General features: G+C 60.6%; 19 protein-coding genes. 8 read left to right on the top strand and 11 right to left on the bottom strand.

Going from position 1 to position 19,248, the window contains the following annotated elements:
• The first annotated feature begins 109 nt into the window (after positions 1–109).
• Positions 110–1,252, top strand: coding sequence for an OmpA family protein (locus ACM6IP_RS19785; RefSeq protein WP_414862140.1), 1,143 nt, complete (start codon positions 110–112; stop codon positions 1,250–1,252).
• Between the two features lie 24 nt (positions 1,253–1,276).
• Complete coding sequence (gene pdxH, locus ACM6IP_RS19780; protein WP_095166962.1) at positions 1,277–1,924, top strand: pyridoxamine 5'-phosphate oxidase; 648 nt, start codon at positions 1,277–1,279, stop codon at positions 1,922–1,924.
• A gap of 5 nt (positions 1,925–1,929) precedes the next feature.
• Here pdxH and ACM6IP_RS19775 read toward each other — a convergent pair whose 3' ends face one another.
• Positions 1,930–2,166, bottom strand: a complete 237-nt coding sequence (locus tag ACM6IP_RS19775; RefSeq protein ID WP_414862139.1) for a hypothetical protein — start codon at positions 2,164–2,166, stop codon at positions 1,930–1,932.
• Between the two features lie 167 nt (positions 2,167–2,333).
• Here ACM6IP_RS19775 and ACM6IP_RS19770 point away from each other — a divergent pair, with 167 nt between their 5' ends.
• The gene (locus tag ACM6IP_RS19770; protein WP_095166966.1) at positions 2,334–2,798 is read left to right on the top strand and encodes a glycine zipper 2TM domain-containing protein; all 465 of its coding nucleotides are present in this window, start codon (positions 2,334–2,336) and stop codon (positions 2,796–2,798) included.
• 74 nt (positions 2,799–2,872) lie between these two features.
• Here the strand turns inward: ACM6IP_RS19770 and nhaA are convergent, their stop codons facing one another.
• Positions 2,873–4,060: a Na+/H+ antiporter NhaA gene (gene nhaA, locus ACM6IP_RS19765; protein ID WP_414862138.1), complete on the bottom strand. Its 1,188-nt coding sequence runs from the start codon at positions 4,058–4,060 to the stop codon at positions 2,873–2,875.
• A gap of 250 nt (positions 4,061–4,310) precedes the next feature.
• On the opposite strand from nhaA, the gene ACM6IP_RS19760 reads away from it, so the two are divergent.
• Positions 4,311–5,405, top strand: coding sequence for a PLP-dependent cysteine synthase family protein (locus tag ACM6IP_RS19760; protein WP_159994109.1), 1,095 nt, complete (start codon positions 4,311–4,313; stop codon positions 5,403–5,405).
• 45 nt (positions 5,406–5,450) lie between these two features.
• Here the strand turns inward: ACM6IP_RS19760 and ACM6IP_RS19755 are convergent, their stop codons facing one another.
• Positions 5,451–7,064: an NAD(P)/FAD-dependent oxidoreductase gene (locus ACM6IP_RS19755; protein ID WP_414862137.1), complete on the bottom strand. Its 1,614-nt coding sequence runs from the start codon at positions 7,062–7,064 to the stop codon at positions 5,451–5,453.
• Between the two features lie 106 nt (positions 7,065–7,170).
• Entirely contained in the window at positions 7,171–7,845 is a 675-nt protein-coding gene (locus ACM6IP_RS19750; protein ID WP_414862136.1) for a hypothetical protein, read from the bottom strand.
• Positions 7,846–8,028: 183 nt separating this feature from the next.
• Between ACM6IP_RS19750 and ACM6IP_RS19745 the strand changes: the two genes are divergently transcribed.
• On the top strand, positions 8,029–8,376 hold the full coding sequence (locus tag ACM6IP_RS19745) for a hypothetical protein (protein WP_414862135.1): 348 nt from the start codon (positions 8,029–8,031) through the stop codon (positions 8,374–8,376).
• Positions 8,377–8,387: 11 nt separating this feature from the next.
• Here ACM6IP_RS19745 and ACM6IP_RS19740 read toward each other — a convergent pair whose 3' ends face one another.
• Positions 8,388–8,987: a short chain dehydrogenase gene (locus tag ACM6IP_RS19740; protein WP_095166978.1), complete on the bottom strand. Its 600-nt coding sequence runs from the start codon at positions 8,985–8,987 to the stop codon at positions 8,388–8,390.
• Positions 8,988–9,091: 104 nt separating this feature from the next.
• Here ACM6IP_RS19740 and ACM6IP_RS19735 point away from each other — a divergent pair, with 104 nt between their 5' ends.
• Positions 9,092–10,000: a LysR family transcriptional regulator gene (locus tag ACM6IP_RS19735; protein ID WP_414862134.1), complete on the top strand. Its 909-nt coding sequence runs from the start codon at positions 9,092–9,094 to the stop codon at positions 9,998–10,000.
• Between the two features lie 59 nt (positions 10,001–10,059).
• On the opposite strand, the gene ACM6IP_RS19730 is transcribed toward ACM6IP_RS19735, so the two are convergent.
• From ACM6IP_RS19730 to ACM6IP_RS19710, 5 genes are all read right to left on the bottom strand, one after another.
• On the bottom strand, positions 10,060–10,761 hold the full coding sequence (locus ACM6IP_RS19730) for an ABC transporter ATP-binding protein (RefSeq protein WP_095166982.1): 702 nt from the start codon (positions 10,759–10,761) through the stop codon (positions 10,060–10,062).
• The gene (livG, locus tag ACM6IP_RS19725; protein WP_095166984.1) at positions 10,762–11,529 is read right to left on the bottom strand and encodes a high-affinity branched-chain amino acid ABC transporter ATP-binding protein LivG; all 768 of its coding nucleotides are present in this window, start codon (positions 11,527–11,529) and stop codon (positions 10,762–10,764) included.
• On the bottom strand, positions 11,526–12,782 hold the full coding sequence (locus tag ACM6IP_RS19720; RefSeq protein WP_095166986.1) for a high-affinity branched-chain amino acid ABC transporter permease LivM: 1,257 nt from the start codon (positions 12,780–12,782) through the stop codon (positions 11,526–11,528). Before ACM6IP_RS19720 ends, livG begins: the two co-directional genes overlap by 4 nt.
• Positions 12,779–13,702 carry a high-affinity branched-chain amino acid ABC transporter permease LivH gene (gene livH / locus ACM6IP_RS19715; RefSeq protein WP_095166988.1) on the bottom strand — a complete coding sequence of 308 codons (924 nt, stop codon included), beginning with the start codon at positions 13,700–13,702 and terminating at the stop codon, positions 12,779–12,781. The genes ACM6IP_RS19720 and livH overlap by 4 nt, the downstream gene beginning before the upstream one ends.
• Positions 13,703–13,933: 231 nt before the next feature.
• Positions 13,934–15,061, bottom strand: coding sequence for a branched-chain amino acid ABC transporter substrate-binding protein (locus ACM6IP_RS19710; RefSeq protein WP_095166990.1), 1,128 nt, complete (start codon positions 15,059–15,061; stop codon positions 13,934–13,936).
• Positions 15,062–15,408: 347 nt separating this feature from the next.
• Here ACM6IP_RS19710 and ACM6IP_RS19705 point away from each other — a divergent pair, with 347 nt between their 5' ends.
• Positions 15,409–15,714: a DUF2288 domain-containing protein gene (locus tag ACM6IP_RS19705; protein ID WP_095166992.1), complete on the top strand. Its 306-nt coding sequence runs from the start codon at positions 15,409–15,411 to the stop codon at positions 15,712–15,714.
• A gap of 281 nt (positions 15,715–15,995) precedes the next feature.
• Positions 15,996–16,889: an NAD(P)-dependent oxidoreductase gene (locus ACM6IP_RS19700; protein ID WP_414862133.1), complete on the top strand. Its 894-nt coding sequence runs from the start codon at positions 15,996–15,998 to the stop codon at positions 16,887–16,889.
• Here ACM6IP_RS19700 and ACM6IP_RS19695 read toward each other — a convergent pair.
• Positions 16,780–19,065 carry a putative bifunctional diguanylate cyclase/phosphodiesterase gene (locus ACM6IP_RS19695; RefSeq protein ID WP_414862132.1) on the bottom strand — a complete coding sequence of 762 codons (2,286 nt, stop codon included), beginning with the start codon at positions 19,063–19,065 and terminating at the stop codon, positions 16,780–16,782. The two genes, ACM6IP_RS19700 and ACM6IP_RS19695, sit on opposite strands and share 110 nt — an antisense overlap.
• Between the last annotated feature and the right edge of the window lie 183 nt (positions 19,066–19,248).

The following is a 19,248-nucleotide window of genomic DNA, read 5'->3' as shown; positions in this document are numbered from 1 at the left end:
AAGATGCCACCAAGTCATGGAATGGAACCCTGTGGCTTTTCATGTTGCACAGCATCTGTTTATACGGGTCGCAGACCCACAGCTTTTTATCTCATTTTGTGGATATCCCATGTCACCGAACAAATTTTTAGCCTTGGCCCTGTGTCTCAGCATCACCGGTTGTGCACAAACCCCACAAAGTGACGCAGACGGTGGCCCTTGGTGGTCATTCGGTTCCGGTTCCGACAAGGTTGCGGACAAAGGCAGCGCCAAGCCGGACGCCAAGGTCGATGCCAAAGCGGCGCCGGCAGCACCTGCCGACAAGACTACCGCTACCGCCCCGACAACCCCGGCTCCTGTGGCCAAGGCCCAGGACAGTGGCAGCAGTTGGTGGCCGTTCTCCTCCAAGGAGAGCACCACCAAAGCCGCCGTCGATAGCAAAACCACCGCGCCTGTGGTGCCGCTCACGGCGACCAGCGCTGCCGCCGCAGCGGCCAAGGCCGACTCCGAGAGCAAATGGTGGTGGCCGTTCAGCGACCAGACCAAGGCTGTGACCAAGGCGGACATCAAGGATGTACCGATGCCTGACCCGAAAATCACCCAGGCCTGGCTGGACGACTACGAGCCGCGCCTGCGCAGTGCTATTCAGGACAAGCGCCTGCAGGTAGAGCGTCGCGAGAACATCCTGGTAGTGATCGTTCCGGTGGATGAAGCATTCAACCCGAAACGCCCGGCCATGCTGTTGCCTTCGACCCTCGGCCCGTTCACTCGGATTGCCAAGCTGGTGGAATCCGACACCAAGACTTCGGTCCTGGTGCTCGGCCACGGCGACTCTTCGGGCGCAGCCCCGGCGACCCAGACCCTGAGCAAGGAGCGTGCGACCTCGGTGGCCTCGATCTTCAGCCTCGGCGGCATGAAGCGTGATCGCCTGATGTTGCGTGGCATGGGTGACCTGATGCCGCGTGCAGCCAATGACAGTACCCAGGGACGCGCCTTGAACCGACGTGTCGAGATCGTGCTGACCCAGCGCACCACTATGCTGGCCCTGCTGAGCAAGTACAGCTCGCCGACCCCGCCGGTGGCCGAGATGGTTGCGATCCAGGACGCCAAACCTGCCAGCGTTGCCCTGGCCGATAAAAAAGCTACGGCAGCGAAAAAAGCTGTACCGGCGAAAAAGACCACCGCCAAGAAAGCCGCACCGGCTAAAAAGCAGCCAGCAAAGACCCCGACCCCGGCGAAAAAACCGGTGCCGGCCAAAGCTGCTGCAAACTGATCGACCCAGCACAAGGAAAACGCCGTGACCCAGGCTCTGGCTGATATGCGCCGCGACTACACCCGCGATGGTTTGACCGAGGCCCAGGCCCCGGCCGAACCCTTCGCCCTGTTTCATCAGTGGTTTGCCGAGGCGGTGAAAACCGAACAGCCTCCGGTCGAGGCCAATGCCATGACCGTGGCCACTGTTGATGCGCAGGGTCGTCCGCATTGCCGGATCCTGTTGCTCAAGGGCCTGGATGAGCAAGGTTTTACCTTCTTCACCAACTACCAGAGTGCCAAGGGCCAGCAGTTGGCGGCCAACCCCTATGCCGCCATGACCTTCTTCTGGCCGGCCCTGGAGCGCCAGGTGCGCATCGAGGGGCGGGTGGTCAAGGTCACGCCGCAGGAGTCCGATGCCTATTACCAGGTGCGGCCATTGGGCAGTCGCCTGGGGGCGTGGGCTTCCCCGCAGAGTCGAGTGATCGCCGATCGTGCTGAGCTTGAAGGATTGCTCAAGGCTACCGAGCAGCGCTTTCGCGATAGCCAGCCTGATTGCCCGGAGCATTGGGGCGGCTATCGCCTGTTGCCCGAGCGCATCGAGTTCTGGCAGGGGCGTGCCAGTCGTCTTCACGATCGCTTGAACTACCGTCTGCAAGACGGTAGTTGGAGCCGTGAACGTCTAGCGCCCTGAGCAGTCTACCGGGCAGGATAGGTGGATGCGGCCGCCTCCAGCCACTGCGCCAGGTCGCGGCGTTTGATGCGTTGCTGCCGGGCACGGTCCAGTTGCTGCAGCATGAACTGCTTTTTCTGTTCGTCATTACCCGCCAATGACAGCGCCAGGTCGCGGTCCATCCAGCGCTTGATTCGCACGTACAGCCACCAGTGGAAGTACAGGCCGGCGACCGTGGTGACGATAATGATGAAGTAATCCATGGAAATCCTTTAGGGATGACGCAATTTTTCAGAATGGCCGCTACTGTGTGATGACCTCGCAGACGCCGCTGTACCGCGCCTGAATGAAACCAATTTTATCCGGGCGGCGCCGTGACAGGCGTCAAGCTGCGGAGTTTAATGAATACCTGTCCTTTGGAGTTGATGTTATGCGTAAGTCTGTTCTGCTGGTTGCTACCTTTTCCACGATGGCGATGTTGCTCACGGGTTGCCAGTCCAGCCTGACCGGTGACTCCTACTCCCGTGACGAAGCGCGTCGCGTGCAGACCGTGCGCATGGGCACCATCGAGTCCCTGCGTCCGGTGAAAATCGAAGGCACCAAGACCCCTATCGGCGGCCTGGCTGGCGCGGCGGTGGGTGGTGTCGGTGGCAGCGCGATTGGTGGCGGCAAAGGCAGTATCGTTGCCGCGGTCATTGGTGCGGTAGCGGGTGGCTTGATCGGTTCGGCCACTGAAGAAGGCCTGACCCGTACCCAGGGCGTGGAAATCACCGTGCGTGAAGACGACGGCAGCATGCGTGCCTATGTGCAGCAGGTTCAGGAAAACGAAGTGTTCCGTGTGGGTGAGCGTGTACGCATCTCCACCGTCGACGGCACCAGCCGCGTATCGCACTAAGTTCCAACCGTTAAAACAAAACCCCGATCAGGCAACTGATCGGGGTTTTGTTTTTCTGGCTTTTAATCGGCTGGCTAGGCAGCCTGTGCCGGGTTCTTGCGGCTCGCTACCACCATCACGGCATAGCCGATCAGGGCGGCGAACAGCGAACCGGTGAGGATACCCATGCGGTCCATGCCGGCGTATTCGCTGCTGTCCGCCACAAAGGCCAGGGAGCCGACGAACAGGCTCATGGTGAAGCCGATCCCGCAGAGAATCGCCACACCCAGGACCTGGCCCCAGTTGGCGCCGGCGGGTAGGGCAGCAATACCGGATTTAACCGCCAGCCAGGTCAGGCCGAACACACCGACGGTTTTCCCCAGCAGCAGGCCGATGGCGATGCCCATCGGCACCATGTGGGTGAAGCTCTCGACGGTGACGCCGCTCAGCGACAGGCCGGCGTTGGCAAACGCGAACAGCGGCAGGATGCCGTAGGCGACCCACGGATGCAGTGCATGTTCCAGGCTCAGAGAGGGCGAGGGCTCGGCATTTTTGGTGCGCAACGGGATGCAGAACGCCAGTGTCACCCCGGCCAGCGTGGCGTGGACACCACTCTTGAGCACGCAGACCCAGAGGATCAGGCCGATGATCATGTACGGGCCCAGCTTGACCACCCCCAGGCGATTCATCGCCACCAGCGCGGCAATACATGCGCCCGCCAGCATCAACGACAGGGTCGAGAGCGCGCCCGAGTAGAAGATCGCAATGATGATGATCGCGCCCAGGTCATCGATGATGGCCAGGGTCATCAGGAACAGCTTCAGCGACACCGGTACACGCTTGCCCAGCAAGGCCAGTACGCCCAGGGCGAAGGCAATGTCGGTGGCGGTCGGAATCGCCCAACCATTCAGGGCCGGTGGGTTGTCGCGGTTGAGGAACCAGTAGATCAGCGCTGGCACCAGCATGCCACCGACGGCGGCGGCACCTGGGAGGACGATCTGCGAAGGTTTGGACAGGTGACCATCGAGGACTTCACGCTTGACCTCAAGGCCTATCAGCAGGAAGAACAGGGCCATCAGGCCGTCGTTGATCCACAGCAACAGCGGCTTGGCGATTTTCAAGGCGCCGATCTGGGCCACCACGGGGGTGTCCAGCAAGCCGGTGTAGAGCCAGGACAGCGGTGAGTTGTTGATGATCAGGGCCAGGACTGCAGCGGCAATCAATAACAGACCGCTGGCAGCTTCCAACTGAAAGAAACGAGTGAAAGTGCTACGCAGAGGCAAGGTCGCTCTCCATCTATAGATTCAAAAGGTGGCACACCCTAACCTGTGCGGTTAGTTGTTAAAACAAAAGTTATATTCTTTTTTGTTATATGCCGTTACAACCCAAGCTGCACACAGCCTAGCAGTTGGCTGGCGTATTGAACCCCAGCTGTACCTGTGCGTTATGTAGGTTTTTTCCTAAGCTTAAGAATTGGCCTGTTGTCACCCTCAGGTTTCCTTCCGCCGTCATTGATTCCACGAGTAACCCACCATGAGCGACAGCCGCCAATGGGCCCGCGAAGCCATCCGCATCATCGAAGCCGACTTCCAGCGCAGTGCCGATACCCACCTGATCCCGTTGCCGTTGGCGGGGTTGCCGGGCATCGAACTGTACTTCAAGGATGAATCCAGCCATCCCACCGGCAGCCTCAAGCATCGGTTGGCCCGCTCGCTGTTTCTATATGCGCTGTGTAATGGCTGGCTCAAGCCGGGCGCCCCGGTGATCGAGGCGTCCAGCGGTTCGACGGCGATCTCCGAGGCCTACTTCGCTCGACTGCTGGGACTGCCGTTCATTGCGGTGATGCCGGCCAGCACTTCCCGGGAAAAGATCGCGCAAATCGAGTTCTACGGCGGCAAGAGCCACCTGGTGCAGGACCCGACGCAGATCTATGCCGAGTCCGAGCGCCTGGCCCGTGAGCACGATGGGCACTTCATCGATCAGTTCACCTACGCCGAGCGCGCCACCGATTGGCGGGCCAACAACAACATCGCCGAGTCGATCTTTCAGCAGATGCGTTTCGAGCGGCATCCGGAACCCAGTTGGCTGATTTCCAGCCCCGGCACCGGCGGCACCACCGCGACCCTGGGGCGCTACGTGCGTTACCGGCAGCACGCCACCCGGGTGCTCTGTGCCGATGCCGAGCGTTCGGTGTTCTTTGACTATTACCTGAGTGGCGATGCGAGCCTGCGCCTGGAGTGTGGTTCGCGTATCGAAGGCATCGGTCGGCCGCGGGTCGAGGCGTCGTTCCTGCCGAAGGTGATCGATGCGATGGTCAAGGTGCCGGACGCCTTGTCACTGGCGGCCATGCATTACCTGGCGCAACGCTTGGGTCGCAACGTCGGCGGTTCCAGTGGGACTAACCTGATTGGCGCGTTGATGGCGGCCCAGCAGATGGTCGCGGCGGGGGAGAGTGGGTCGATTGTGGCCATTCTGTGTGACGGCGGCGAGCGTTATGCAACCACCTACTACGATCAGGACTGGCTGAAGGCCCAGGGTTACGAGTTGAGTGGCTTGATCGCGGCCGTTGCGGCCAGCGTCGAGCGGGGTGAGGCACTGCCGGCCAGTGTGTTGCGCGCAAACATCTGACACAACGACTTGGTGGGAGCGAGTAATCCCGCTCCCACCAGGTGTTTAAGCTTCGATGCCCAGGATATCCCGAGCCACGGCTTCAGCAATGCGAATCCCATCGACGCCCGCCGAGAGAATCCCACCCGCGTAGCCAGCGCCTTCACCGGCCGGGAACAGGCCCTTGACGTTCAGGCTCTGCATCGACTCGTTACGGGTGATGCGCAGGGGCGACGAGGTGCGGGTTTCGATCCCGGTCAGCACCGCGTCATGCAGCGAGTAGCCGCGAATCTGCTTCTCGAATGCCGGCAGGGCTTCGCGGATGGCTTCGATGGCAAAGGCCGGCAATGCCAGCGCCAGGTCACCCAGGGCCACCCCAGGTTTGTAGGAAGGTTCGACGCTGCCCAGCGCGGTCGACGGCTTGCCGGCAATGAAGTCGCCGACCAGTTGCGCCGGTGCCTCGTAGTTGCTGCCGCCGAGCACAAAGGCGTGGGACTCCAGTTGCTCCTGCAACTCGATACCAGCCAGCGGGCCACCCGGGTAGTCCACTTCCGGGGTAATACCCACGACAATCCCGGAGTTGGCGTTGCGCTCGTTACGCGAGTACTGGCTCATGCCGTTGGTGACTACACGATTGGGCTCGGAGGTAGCTGCTACCACCGTACCGCCTGGGCACATGCAGAAGCTGTAGACCGAGCGACCGTTCTTGGCGTGGTGCACCAGTTTGTAGTCGGCGGCGCCGAGTTTCGGGTGACCGGCGTACTTGCCCAGGCGCGCACTGTCGATCAGCGATTGTGGGTGCTCGATGCGAAAACCCACGGAGAACGGCTTGGCCTCCATGTACACGCCGCGGCCGTGGAGCATGCGGAAGGTGTCGCGGGCACTGTGGCCCAGCGCCAGGATCACGTGGCGGGAGTGGATCTGCTCGCCGCTGGCCAGTTCGACGCCGGTCAGTTGGCCGTCTTCGATCAGCACGTCAGTGACCCGTTGCTGGAAGCGCACTTCGCCACCCAGGGCACGAATCTGCTCACGCATGTTTTCCACGACACCCGTCAGGCGGAACGTACCGATGTGCGGCTTGCTGACGTAGAGGATTTCATCCGGCGCGCCGGCCTTGACGAACTCGTGCAGGACTTTGCGGCCGTGGTGCTTGGGATCCTTGATCTGGCTGTACAGCTTGCCGTCGGAAAACGTACCGGCACCGCCTTCGCCGAACTGCACGTTCGACTCGGGGTTGAGCACGCTTTTGCGCCACAGGCCCCAGGTGTCCTTGGTGCGCTGGCGGACTTCGGTGCCACGTTCGAGGATGATCGGCTTGAAGCCCATCTGGGCCAGCAACAGCCCGGCGAAAATCCCGCAGGGACCAAAACCGACTACCACCGGGCGCTCGCTCAGGTCTTGTGGGGCGTGGCCCACGACCTTGTAGCTGACATCCGGGGCGGGATTGACGTTACGGTCATCGGCGAACGCCTGCAGCACCTTGGCCTCGTCCCGCAGGCTCAGGTCAATGGTGTAGATGAAGCACAGTTCGGAGGACTTTTTGCGCGCATCGTAGCTGCGCTTGAACAAGGTGAAATCGAGCAGGTCATCACTGGCGATGCCCAGGCGCTGCACGATGGCAGGGCGCAGGTCTTCTTCGGGATGGTCGATTGGCAGCTTGAGTTCGGTGATTCGTAACATGTCGGTATCCGGTTCGCGGGCGCACCAATGCGCCAAGGCGTTGCAAACCGCAGATTATAAGCCTCAACCGGGATTTCCAGTGAGGCTAAAACAACAGCTCGTCGCATCAGTCGCTGCGTGAGCCGCCAAAATAGGCGCAGCCACGTTGTACCTGATCGTTAACCCGCAACTCGGCGCTCATGAACTGGACGCTGGGGCGGCTCGGGTCGACGCAGCGTTGGGGAGCGATCCACAGTTCGACGCGTTGGTTATTGGCTTCGCTGCTGAGGTGAAAGCGCCCGTCACCCAATTGTTCTTCCAGATAGGGCAGGACCAGGGCCGGTTGTCCAGCGCGCTCGACCAGCATGCCCTTGCCACTGATCTTGACGCTCCAGTTGGGCGTATTGCCGCCGGCCTGCAGGATCAGTTTCTGGAAGTCTGGACTGTTGCAGGCACTCGTCGAGCGTTCCAGGCGATAGAGTTGCTGGACATCCAGTTGCGCCTGGCCGTCCGTAACTTTTGCCGAGGGTACCCGGCCACGCAGATCGGCGAATACCTGGTGCTGGGTCCCGGCCAGTGTGGCGGCCTCTTGCATGACGCTGGTGCTGGCGCCGTCATGCACGGCATACAGGGTGTTGCCCTGGCAGGGCTTGAACACCAGCTTGCCGTTGGCCATGCCGAGCTCGCCCTGCATGCGGGTCAGGCCAGCGGTGGAGGGCGCCTGGGGCGGACTCTCGAGCAACTGGCAACCGGCAAACAGCGGGAGCAGGGCGACAAACATCAGGGAACGGGCAGCACGCATCGTTGGGTCTCCAGGCAGGTGCCGACACGTTACGCAGGCAGGCCAGCGATCACAAGGCCAGTGTTGCCAGAGCCTATACAGGTGCGCCCTCTGCAACATTGTGTGCGATGTTCCTGTGGGCGGACGCCGCCGGGCATAGGCTACCCTGCGAGCAGGTTTTCCCATTGAATCAGGAGGGTGCACATGCACTGCAAGGTTTGGACGGTGTTGTTGGCAATGGTGGTATGCACCTCCAGTCAGGCTGCCGAGATCGGTTTCTCATCGGCCCTGGACTTCACCAGGATGGAACTGTTGTTAAAGGACATCGACAGATCCAGCACCGAGACCGTGGATTTGAGTGTCACACTTACCCCCCAGGCTGCTGAACGCATGCGCAAGGTCACTGCGGAGTCGATCGGACAGCCATTGACCCTGTTGATCAATGGCCGGGCGGTAAACACGGCCACCGTACATTCAGTGGTGGGTGCGCTGTTCCGGGTCTCGATATCGCGCGCCATTGCCAGGGAGCTGGTACCTAGCCTCCTGGAATGAAACAGTCACGATCAACCGACGTGGAAGGTCTGTCCGGTCTGCAAACCTTCCACGCTCTTGGCATAGGCCAGCCCGACATCGGCGCCGGCCACCGGTTTGTAGCCGCGGAAGTAGGGCGCATAGCTGCCCATGGCCTCTACCAGCACCGTAGGGCTGACCGAGTTGACGCGCAAGCCACGGGGTAGTTCGATGGCGGCGGCCCGCACGAAACTGTCCAGTGCACCGTTGACCAGTGCCGCCGATGCGCCGCTGCGAATCGGGTCGTGGCTGAGGACGCCGCTGGTGAAGGTGAACGAAGCGCCATCGTTGGCAAACTCACGGCCGATCAGCAGCAGATTGACCTGGCCCATCAACTTGTCTTGCAGGCCCAGGGCGAAACTTTGCGCGTCCATCTCGGCCAGGGGCGCGAAGGTCACGTTGCCAGCGGCGCAGACCAGGGCATCGAACTTTCCGGTCTTGCCGAACAGCTCGCGAATCGAGGCGCTGTCGCTGATGTCGACCTGGAAATCGCCACTGCTGCGGCCGATGCGAATGATCTCGTGACGTGCCGACAGCTCTTTGTCGACTGCCGAACCCACGGTGCCGCTGGCGCCAATCAATAGAATTTTCATCGTGCTGTTTCCTCAAGGGGTGAACGAGGTTTCAGTCTAGAGTGGTTTTTTGCTCGGATAAGCGTGCTAATAGGCAACCTTTGGTTTTCAAATGGAAACAATCCATGAGTGAAATGGATGACCTGGCGGCATTCGCCGTGCTGATCGAAGCCGGTAGTTTCACGTTGGCGGCGCAGCGCCTGGGCTGCAGCAAGGGCCAACTGTCCAAGCGCATCAGCCAGTTGGAAGCGCGATTCAGTGTGGTATTGCTGCAGCGCACCACGCGCCGGCTGAGTCTGACCGCGGCCGGTGCGGCGTTGCTGCCCCAGGCCCAGGCACTGGTGGTGCAGGTGGAGCGCGCACGCCAGGCGTTAGCGCGCCTGAAGGACGACATGGTCGGCCCAGTGCGGATCACCGTGCCAGTTTCATTGGGGGAGACGTTTTTTGATGGCTTGTTGCTGGAGTTTTCTCGCCAGTACCCGCAGGTGCAGATCGAGCTGGAGCTGAACAACAGTTACCGCGACCTGTCTCGCGACGGCTTCGACCTGGCGATCCGCTCCGAGGTCGCCAATGACGAGCGACTGGTGGCCAAGCCGCTGCTGGCCTGGCACGAAATGACCTGTGCCAGCCCGGCCTACCTCGAGCAGTTCGGTGAGCCCCAGGCCCCCCAAGCGTTGGCCGACCACCGCTGTCTGCTCAACAGCCACTACAGCGGCCGCGAAGAATGGCTGTATCACCAGCAGCACGAATTGCTGCGGGTACGGGTATCCGGGCCGTTCGCCAGCAACCACTACAACCTGTTGAAAAAAGCCGCCTTGGCTGGCGCCGGGATTGCGCGCCTGCCGTCCTACCTGTTGCAGGCGGAATTGGCTGACGGCCGTTTGCGCTGGCTGCTGCGTGACTACCAGACCCGCAGCATGCCGATGTATCTGGTGCACCCGTATCAAGGTGGCTTGCCCAGGCGTACCCAGGTCCTGGCCGATCACCTGATCGGTTGGTTCAAGCGCAGTGGGGAGGCGCTGGACCGCCTGTAATCAGTTGTCTGGCGCATAAAAAAACGGCCCGAAGGCCGTTTTCTCTTGACTGCCAGGGCTTAGCCGCCCAGATACGCTTCGCGCACCTTGGGGTCGGTCAGCAGGGCTTCACCAGTGCCTTGCATGACCACCCGGCCGTTCTCCAGAACGTAGGCGCGGTCGGCGATCTTTAATGCCTGGTTGGCGTTCTGCTCCACCAGGAACACCGTCACACCGTCCTTACGCAGTTGTTCGATGATATCGAAGATCTGCTGGATGATGATCGGGGCCAGACCCAGCGACGGCTCGTCGAGCAGCAGCAGCTTGGGTTTGCTCATCAGCGCCCGGCCGATGGCGAGCATTTGCTGCTCGCCGCCAGACATGGTGCCGCCGCGTTGGGCAAAGCGTTCCTTCAGACGTGGGAAAAGCCCCAGGACTTTGTCCATTTGCTCCTGGTAATCGCCCTTGTCGGTGAAGAATCCGCCCATGGCGAGGTTCTCCTCCACCGTCAGGCGGGAAAACACCCGACGACCTTCCGGCACCACGGCAATGCTCTTGCGCATGATCTGCGCCGAGGTCTGCCCCACGAGTTCTTCACCCAGGTAGCGGATGCTGCCACTGTGAGCCTGCGGCGAGCCGCAGAGGGTCATCAGCAGGGTCGACTTGCCGGCGCCGTTGGCACCGATCAGGGTGACGATTTCGCCCTGGCGGATTTCCACGTTGACGCTGTGCAGGGCCTGGATCTTGCCGTAGAAGGTGGAAACGTTATCGAATTGCAGCATTTACGCTTCCCCCAGGTAGGCTTTGATCACTTCAGGATTGTCACGGATCTGTTCCGGCGTGCCGTCGGCCAGCGGTGTGCCCTGGTTGATCACGACGATGTGGTCGGAAATGCTCATGACCAGTTTCATGTCGTGCTCGATCAGCAACACGGTGACGTTGTGTTCTTCACGCAGGACGCTGATCAGCGCCTTGAGGTCTTCGGTTTCCTTGGGGTTCAGGCCGGCGGCCGGTTCGTCGAGCATGAGGATCCGCGGACGGGTCATCATGCAGCGGGCGATTTCCAGGCGCCGTTGCTGACCGTAGGCCAGGGTGCCGGCGGTACGGTTGGCGAACTCCTTGAGGTTGACCTTCTCCAGCCAGTACTCGGCAAACTCCATGGCCTCGCGTTCGCTTTTGCGGAACGACGGGGTCTTGAACAGGCCGGCCAGGAAGTTGGTGTTCAGGTGACGGTGTTGCGCGATCAAGAGGTTCTCGACCGCGGTCATGTCCTTGAACAACCGCACGTTCTGGAACGTACGCACCACACCTTTGAGGGCAATCTTGTGGCCGGGCAGGCCTTCGATCGGCTCGCCGTCCAGCAGGATGCTGCCGCCGCTCGGCTTGTAGAAACCGGTGAGGCAGTTGAACACGGTGGTCTTGCCAGCGCCGTTGGGACCGATCAGGGCCACGACCTGTTTTTCCTTGACGGTCAGGGCCACGCCGTTGACCGCCAGCAGGCCGCCGAAGCGCATGCTCAGATTTTCGACTTTGAGGATCTCACGGCTCATTTTCGCAGCTCCATGTGAGGACGTTGCATGGGCAGCAGGCCTTGAGGACGCCAGATCATCATCAGCACCATCAAGGCGCCAAACATCAACATGCGGTACTCGCTGAACTCACGCATCATTTCCGGCAGCAGGATCATCACCACGGCGGCAAGAATCACCCCCAGTTGCGAGCCCATGCCACCCAATACGACGATGGCGAGAATGATCGCCGACTCGATGAAGGTGAAGGACTCCGGTGTGACCAGGCCCTGACGGGCAGCAAAGAAGCTCCCGGCAAAACCGGCAAAGCTGGCACCCAGGGTGAAGGCCGACAGCTTGATGACCGTGGGGTTGAGACCCAGGGCACGGCAGGCGATTTCGTCTTCACGCAGGGCTTCCCAGGCACGGCCGATCGGCATGCGCAGCAAGCGGTTGATCACGAACAACGCACCGAGGGCCAGCAACAGGGCAACCAGGTAGAGGAAGATCACCTTGTTGATCGAGTTGTACGGCAGGCCGAAGTACTCGTGGAACGTCTGCAGCCCTTCGGCGGCCTTACGTTCGAAAGTCAGACCGAAGAACGTAGGCTTCTCGATGTTGCTGATGCCGTTCGGGCCGCCGGTGAGGTCGGTCAGGTTACGCAGGAACAGGCGGATGATCTCGCCAAAACCCAGGGTCACGATCGCCAGGTAGTCGCCGCGCAAGCGCAGTACCGGGAAGCCGAGCAGGAAGCCGAAAGTGGCCGCCATCAACCCGGCGATAGGCAGGCAGATCCAGAAGCTCAGGCCGTAGTAATGCGACAGCAGCGCATAACTGTAGGCGCCGACGGCGTAGAAGCCGACGTAACCCAGGTCGAGCAGGCCAGCCAGGCCGACCACGATGTTCAGGCCCAGGCCGAGCATCACATAGATCAGGATCAGGGTGGCGATATCCACCGCCCCACGCGAGCCGAAGAACGGCCAGACCAGGGCGCCGACGATCAGGGCCAGGATGATCCAGCGCTGAGTGGTGGGCAGGGTCAGGAAGTTGCTGGCCTTGGCCGGGATCAGCGGCATGTTTGGCGAGGATTTCCACGCCGCGCTGATCTGGTGGCTGAACAGGACCCGCAAAAACATCAGGACCGAACACAGGGCGATGGTCGCCAGGATGGCCGGGCTGGTGTTGTGGACTTCCAGGTTGATGCCGACGATGGTCAGTTTCAGACCCAGTACCGGGTAGGCCACGGCCCACACCAGCAAGGCGCTGAACAGCGCCGATTTAAGATTCCTAGTCATACTTTCTCAACCTCCGGACGGCCCAGAATGCCGGTCGGACGGAACAACAGCACCAGAACCAACAAGCCGAATGCCACGACGTCCTTGTACTGGTCGCCGAAGATGTCAGCACCGAATGCTTCAGCCACACCCAGCACCAGACCGCCAAGCATGGCGCCCGGAATACTGCCGATGCCGCCCAGTACCGCGGCGGTGAAGGCCTTGAGCCCGACCAGGAAGCCGGCGTTCGGGTTGATCACACCGTATTGCATGCTCAGCAGAACGGCCGCGATCGCCGCCAGTGCAGCACCGATGATGAAGGTCAGGGCAATGATGTTGTTGGTGTTGATACCCAGCAGGTTGGCCATCTTGATGTCTTCGGCGCAGGCGCGGCAGGCACGACCCAGGCGCGAACGGGAGATGAACATCGTCAGGCCAAGCATGGCCACCAGCGTCACCACGAACACCACGATCTGCATGTAGGAAATCATTACTTCCGATGCACCGCCTGGCCCAATGGAGAAGTTGCCCGGGATCAGGTTGGGAATGGACTTGTCCTTGGAGTCTTGCGCCAGCAGAACCGTGTTCTGCAGGAAAATCGACATGCCGATGGCGGAGATCAGCGGAATCAGACGGTTACTGCCACGCAATGGGCGGTAGGCGATCCGTTCGATGCTGTAGCCGTAGGCACTGGTAACGACGATGCTCGCGATGAAGGCTGCGGTCATCAACAACGGGACGCTGTCGAGTCCCATCATGGCCAGCCCGGCGATGGCGATGAACGCCACGTAGGAACCGATCATGTAGACCTCGCCGTGGGCGAAGTTGATCATTCCAATGATGCCGTAAACCATCGTATAGCCGATGGCGATCAGGGCATACGTGCTGCCAACGGTCAGACCGTTAACCAGCTGTTGGAAAAAGTGATAGAGGTCAGGCATTACAACGCTCCTAAAAACCTGATACGCATTTCACTGGTGGAGTCATTTTCCCGCTCGAGCCCCGAGGATCTGCATCCTCTTCGGGCATGAGGTTTGCCAGCGAACCGCTGATGACGGTTTTGAGATTTTCAGGTGGGGAGGCTTGCGGATCACGCAGGCGCGGCCCATACATTCGTAAAACAAAGCCCACGGCACGCCGTGGGCTTTGTTGGCAGTCAGTCAGGCAAGGCCTTACTGAGGCGAAACTTCGGTTTTAGGTTTACCGAAGTGCCACTGGTAGACCACGAACTTGAAGTCTTTCAGGTCGCCCTTGGCGTCGAAGCTCAGGTCGCCAGTCGGGGTTTTGAAAGTACCGGCGTGGATGGCTTCTGCCACCTTGGCCGCGTCTTCGCTCTTGGCTGCAGTGATGCCGCCGGCGATGACTTCAACAGCCGAGTACGCCGGGAACACGAACGGGCCGCTCGGGTCTTCTTTCTTGGCCTTGAATGCATCAGCCAGGGCAACGTTGGCCGGGTCCTGGTCGAAGGACTTCGGCAGGGTTACCAGCAGGCCTTCGGAAGCGTCCTTGGCGATCTGCGAGATGGAGTCGTTACCCACGCCTTCCGGACCCATGAACTTGGCTTTCAGGCCTTTTTCCTGGGATTGACGCAGGATCAGGCCCAGCTCCGGGTGGTAGCCGCCGTAGTAGACGAAGTCGACGTTGGCTTGCTTGAGCTTGGCGATCATCGAGGAGAAGTCTTTGTCGCCGGCGTTGATGCCTTCGAACACGGCAACCTTGACGCCTTTCTTCTCGAGGGTTTGCTTGACGGCGGTGGCGATGCCTTCACCGTATTGCTGTTTGTCGTGCAGGACGGCAACGATTTTCGGTTTGACGTGATCGGCAATGTAGTTACCGGCGGCAGGGCCTTGGGCGCTGTCCAGGCCGATGGTACGGAAGACCATTTTGTAACCACGGGCGGTGATGTCCGGGCTGGTGGCAGCCGGGGTGATCATGATCACGCCTTCGTCTTCGTAGATGTCCGAAGCCGGTTGAGTGGAGCTGGAGCACAGGTGACCGACCACGAACTTGACGCCATCGTTGACGACTTTGTTGGCAACGGCCACGGCTTGTTTTGGATCGCAGGCGTCATCGTATTCAACGGCTTCGAGTTTCTTGCCGTTGACGCCGCCTTTGGCGTTGATTTGTTCGATGGCCATTTTGGCGCCACTGAACTGCATGTCGCCGTATTGGGCTACAGGGCCGGTTTTAGGGCCGGCAATGCCGATCTTGATGGTGTCAGCTGCGAACGAATGGCTGGCAACCCCGGCCAGAACCATAGCGGCAAACAGTTTGGAAATCTGCTTAGTAGCCTTATTCATAGTGCTCCACTCTTACTGTTGTAATTTTTATAGTTCTGGCGGCCTGAGGCGCAGAACCGGTAGATGACCTAAGTCTCTCGCGGAAATGCCCCTGGCAACTGTACCGGTACAGTGTAGAGCGCCGGTTGTTCGCTTGAAAAGCTGGCTGCTGGGGGCAAAACCTGGTGGTGTCGCTTTATTGAAAGAAAAAGACAGAATAACGCCATGGCTTTGGCCGGCTTATAGCTGAATCAGCAGCATTGCCTGGGCGTTCCGGTACTTTTAGTTCGATGACGCATTTGAATCCGGGTTTTTCTGCCAGAGCACCAACGTTATGATTGCGTCGATTTCATTTGCGGACAGGACCCATGACTCAAGAACCTAGCACCCTCTATGCCAAGCTGCTTGGTGAAACTGCATCTATTACCTGGAAGGAACTGGAACCGTTCTTTGCCAAGGGCGCCCTATTGTGGGTCGATCCTGGCCTGGATTTGATCGCCGCTGCCGAGGCGGTGGCGCAGGACGAAGGCGAGAAAGTGGCTGCCTGGCTGGCCGCCGACCAGCTCGCGAAGCTGTCTGAAACGCGGGCGCTGGATCTTTTCGAGCGCGATCCAGAACTGTGGGCTGTGGTGGTTTCACCGTGGATTCTGATCCAGGAAAGGGCGCCGGTTTAACGCAGCGCACCCGTTTGGTGCGAAGGCTCCTCCGAGTAAAGTGTGTAGCGGAGTAGCGTGATGGCACGTTGCCGTAGAGAAAGGCCACAGCCAGGCCTGATCGAGGGTGACGTTCGCGTAATGGGAACAGTTTATTGAGCAGCCGAATGGCTGCTTAATTGTTTCTGGATGTACCTTGCTGACCTTTGTTTGACCATTCCGGCTGGTGGCGCACGCGGCTTTCCCAAGTCTCGGTGAATCAGCGACTATTCGCAGACTTTCTATCGCGCAGAGGCATATCAATGGCATCGTTACCTTCACTTGCGTTCGCCGGCATCGGCTTGATGGGCTTGCCGATGTGTCGTCGCCTGCTGGCTGCGGGTTATCCGCTGACGGTGTGGAATCGTCATCCGCAAAAGTGCGCTGCCCTGGTCGAGGCGGGTGCCCGGCAGGTGGCGAGCCCGGCCGAACTCTGTGATCACGCCGACCTGGTGATGTTGTGCCTGGCCAATACCGAGGTGGTGCGCGAGGTGGTGTTTGGTCCGGCGGGCGTGGCCAGTGGCGCGAAGGCTGGACAGTTGCTGGTGGATTTCTCCAGCCTGGAACCGACCGCCACCCGGGGCATGGCCGCGCAACTGGCCAGCGACTGCGCCATGGGCTGGCTCGATGCACCGGTGTCCGGTGGCGTGCCCGGTGCCGAGGCTGGGAGCCTGGCGATCATGGTTGGAGGGGAAGCGGCTGATCTGGAGCGGGTTCGCGCCGTGCTGCTCAACCTCGGCCAGCGAGTCACGCACATGGGCGCGGTGGGGGCGGGGCAGGTGACCAAGGCTTGCAACCAGATGATCGTGGCCTGCAATGCCCTGGTGATTGCCGAAGTGGTGGCGCTGGCCGAGCGTTCAGGTGTCGATGCAAGCCGGTTGGCGGACGCCTTGAGCGGCGGTTTTGCCGACTCCAAACCGCTGCAGATACTGGCTCCGCAGATGGCCGAAAGCCGCTTTGAACCGGTGAAGTGGCACGTGCGGACCCTGCTCAAGGACCTGGATGGCGCCGTGCAGTTTTCTCGCGAGCAGGGTTCGGCGACGCCAATCAGTGGCCTGGCCGCACAGCTGATGCGCTTGCACGGTGGCCAGGGCTTCCTGGAAAAGGACCCGGCAACCTTGATTCATCTGTATCGCGCACCAGCGACAAAGTGCTGACCGGCTGTAAGGGATTACGCTGGTTGAGCTCATTGAGAATCGGCCGCAGCTCAGCCAGCGGCACTGGGCAGCTCATCAGGTAACCCTGGATGAAATCGCAGCCAAAACGTTCGAGGAAGCGGTACTGCTCGAAGGTTTCGACGCCCTCGGTGACTACCTGCAACTGCAGGGTATGGGCCATGACAATAATGGCCTGGACGATTTCCATGTCTTGCGTTGAATCCGGGATGTCCTGGATGAATGAACGGTCGATTTTCAGCGTGTTCAAGGGCAGGCGCTTGAGGTAGGCGAGGGACGAGTAGCCGGTGCCGAAGTCATCAATGGACAGGGAAACCCCAAGGGCACGGATTTGCTTGAGCAGCACCAGGGTGTTGGTGATGTTGCCCATCAACGCGTTCTCGGTGACCTCCAACTCCAGCCTGTCAGCCGCTACCCCGGCCGAGTGCAGGGCCTGCTCGATTTCGTCGGCCAGCTCCGTGCGCGCCAGGTTGAGCGGGGAGCAGTTGACCGCGATTTTCAGCGAGTCGCAGCCGTGTCGGGACAGTTCGCCGAGGTCTGCACAGGCTTTGCGCAGCACCCAGTTGTCGAGTTCGGCAATCAGCCCGTTGGCCTCGGCAATGGCGATGAAACGGTCGGGTGCCAGCACGCCGTGGAGCGGATGCTGCCAGCGGATCAGGGCCTCCAGCTTGGTCACCTGGCCGGTCCGCAGGTCGTAGATCGGCTGGTAATACAGCAGCAGCCCGCTGTCGTCGCGCAGGGCGTTGCGCAGTTCTTCTTCGAGTTGCAGGGCCACCGTTGCCCGGGTTTTCAACTGCTCGTTGAAAAAATGCACACCGTTACGCCCATTGGCCTTGGCTTGGTACAGCGCCAGGTCGGCGTGTTTGAGCAGTTCCTCGCAGTGCTGGCCATCGTCGGGGAACACGCTGATGCCAATGCTCGTGGTCATGACCATGCGCCGTCCGGCCAGCTCGATCGGCGCTTTCATTTTCTGCATGATGCGCTCAGCCACTTGCTGGGCCTCCTCGCGATCCAGAAGATTGACCAGCACGCAGAACTCATCGCCGCCAAACCGTGCGACCACGTCGTCATGGCTGCGGACCGAGCTTTTGATATGCCCGGCAATTACCTTCAATAGGCTGTCCCCGGCATCATGGCCAAGGCTATCGTTGATGCGCTTGAAGTGATCGATATCAAGGAACATGATCGCCAGCTTGCCACCCTGTGCGGTTTTCTCCGCAAGCTTCTCGGCAAAGATCTGGTTGAAGCCGCGACGGTTGATCAGGTTGGTCAGGGGGTCGTAATGCGCCACTTGCTGCAACGACTGCCGGGCTTGGTCCAGTTGGCAGAGCAGGGCATTGACCCGGCACAGGTCACGCTCCTTGTGTTGCAGTTTGCGGTCCGCCAGTGCTGCGCTGACGCTGCTGCCGATCACCAGCAAGGTGATCACGGTGATCGTCACACCCAGTTGCAGCGGGTTGTGGGGCACCGCGAGTGGGGCCGGCACGCCCTCCGGTAGCACCAGCATCATGGCCCACATGCCAGTGAAGTGCATGCTGACAATGCCGCCCCCCAGCAACAGGCTGGTCGCGTACTTGAGCAGTTGGTGCAGCACCCCGCTGCCAGTGCGCAGGCAGTGCGAGAGCAGCAAGGCGACGGCGCTGGCGAGAATGGCGATGATGATCGATACGACGAACAATCCTGGCGCGAAGTAGATCTGGGCGCTGGAACGCATGGCTGCCATGCCCACGTAATGCATGGCGGCAATCCCCACTCCGACACCGATCGAGGCGCTGACGTACTGCCAGGGACGCGGCTCTGGATGGCTCAGGGTGTCCATGGCCAGGAAGGCGGCAAGAAAGGCAATCAGCAGCGAAAGCAGGGTAATCGACAGGTCATAGTGGATGGTGATCGGCGCCTGGAACGCCAGCATGCCGATGAAGTGCATGGCCCAGATGCCACCCGCCAGACAGCCGGCTCCGACCCAGCGCCAGCGCCTTTGCGAGCGTGGATCTTCGGCATGGCCAACCCGCTCCGCCATGTCCAGAGTGGCAAAACTGGCTGCGCAGGCGACCAGATAGGCCAGCAGCACCAACGCCGGGTCGTGGCTGCAGTTGAGTATGACCTGGCCGCCGCTTGCGGGCAGTTCGCTGCTGAAATGCCATCCTAGCCAGGCCATCGCATGCCCCGTCGTTGAAACGTCTCGCAGGCGCCATGAACGCTGGCGAATGGCTGGAGTATAGAAGCCGGCAGCGCAGTGAAAGTGGTGATGGCGCATTGCCTCTTATTATTTTGAACTTAGCTATATAGCGTTTAGAAATATAGCTGGGGAATGCGAGTCGCGGCCTTCGATAAGCCGACA

This window comes from Pseudomonas sp. IT-P176 (assembly GCF_949767245.1).
In the GTDB taxonomy this organism is placed as follows: Bacteria; Pseudomonadota; Gammaproteobacteria; order Pseudomonadales; family Pseudomonadaceae; genus Aquipseudomonas.
This window is presented reverse-complemented; position numbering and strand designations above follow the sequence as displayed.

What these genes read in the sequence shown, in the direction of transcription:
- ACM6IP_RS19785 (WP_414862140.1), top strand. Translation starts at nt 110, where the DNA reads ATGTCACCGAACAAATTTTTAGCCTTGGCCCTGTGTCTCAGCATCACC.
- ACM6IP_RS19775 (WP_414862139.1), bottom strand. Translation starts at nt 2,166, where the DNA reads ATGGATTACTTCATCATTATCGTCACCACGGTCGCCGGCCTGTACTTC.
- ACM6IP_RS19770 (WP_095166966.1), top strand. Translation starts at nt 2,334, where the DNA reads ATGCGTAAGTCTGTTCTGCTGGTTGCTACCTTTTCCACGATGGCGATG.
- ACM6IP_RS19760 (WP_159994109.1), top strand. Translation starts at nt 4,311, where the DNA reads ATGAGCGACAGCCGCCAATGGGCCCGCGAAGCCATCCGCATCATCGAA.
- ACM6IP_RS19755 (WP_414862137.1), bottom strand. Translation starts at nt 7,064, where the DNA reads ATGTTACGAATCACCGAACTCAAGCTGCCAATCGACCATCCCGAAGAA.
- ACM6IP_RS19750 (WP_414862136.1), bottom strand. Translation starts at nt 7,845, where the DNA reads ATGCGTGCTGCCCGTTCCCTGATGTTTGTCGCCCTGCTCCCGCTGTTT.
- ACM6IP_RS19745 (WP_414862135.1), top strand. Translation starts at nt 8,029, where the DNA reads ATGCACTGCAAGGTTTGGACGGTGTTGTTGGCAATGGTGGTATGCACC.
- ACM6IP_RS19740 (WP_095166978.1), bottom strand. Translation starts at nt 8,987, where the DNA reads ATGAAAATTCTATTGATTGGCGCCAGCGGCACCGTGGGTTCGGCAGTC.
- ACM6IP_RS19735 (WP_414862134.1), top strand. Translation starts at nt 9,092, where the DNA reads ATGAGTGAAATGGATGACCTGGCGGCATTCGCCGTGCTGATCGAAGCC.
- ACM6IP_RS19730 (WP_095166982.1), bottom strand. Translation starts at nt 10,761, where the DNA reads ATGCTGCAATTCGATAACGTTTCCACCTTCTACGGCAAGATCCAGGCC.
- livG (WP_095166984.1), bottom strand. Translation starts at nt 11,529, where the DNA reads ATGAGCCGTGAGATCCTCAAAGTCGAAAATCTGAGCATGCGCTTCGGC.
- ACM6IP_RS19720 (WP_095166986.1), bottom strand. Translation starts at nt 12,782, where the DNA reads ATGACTAGGAATCTTAAATCGGCGCTGTTCAGCGCCTTGCTGGTGTGG.
- livH (WP_095166988.1), bottom strand. Translation starts at nt 13,702, where the DNA reads ATGCCTGACCTCTATCACTTTTTCCAACAGCTGGTTAACGGTCTGACC.
- ACM6IP_RS19710 (WP_095166990.1), bottom strand. Translation starts at nt 15,061, where the DNA reads ATGAATAAGGCTACTAAGCAGATTTCCAAACTGTTTGCCGCTATGGTT.
- ACM6IP_RS19705 (WP_095166992.1), top strand. Translation starts at nt 15,409, where the DNA reads ATGACTCAAGAACCTAGCACCCTCTATGCCAAGCTGCTTGGTGAAACT.
- ACM6IP_RS19700 (WP_414862133.1), top strand. Translation starts at nt 15,996, where the DNA reads ATGGCATCGTTACCTTCACTTGCGTTCGCCGGCATCGGCTTGATGGGC.
- ACM6IP_RS19695 (WP_414862132.1), bottom strand. Translation starts at nt 19,065, where the DNA reads ATGGCCTGGCTAGGATGGCATTTCAGCAGCGAACTGCCCGCAAGCGGC.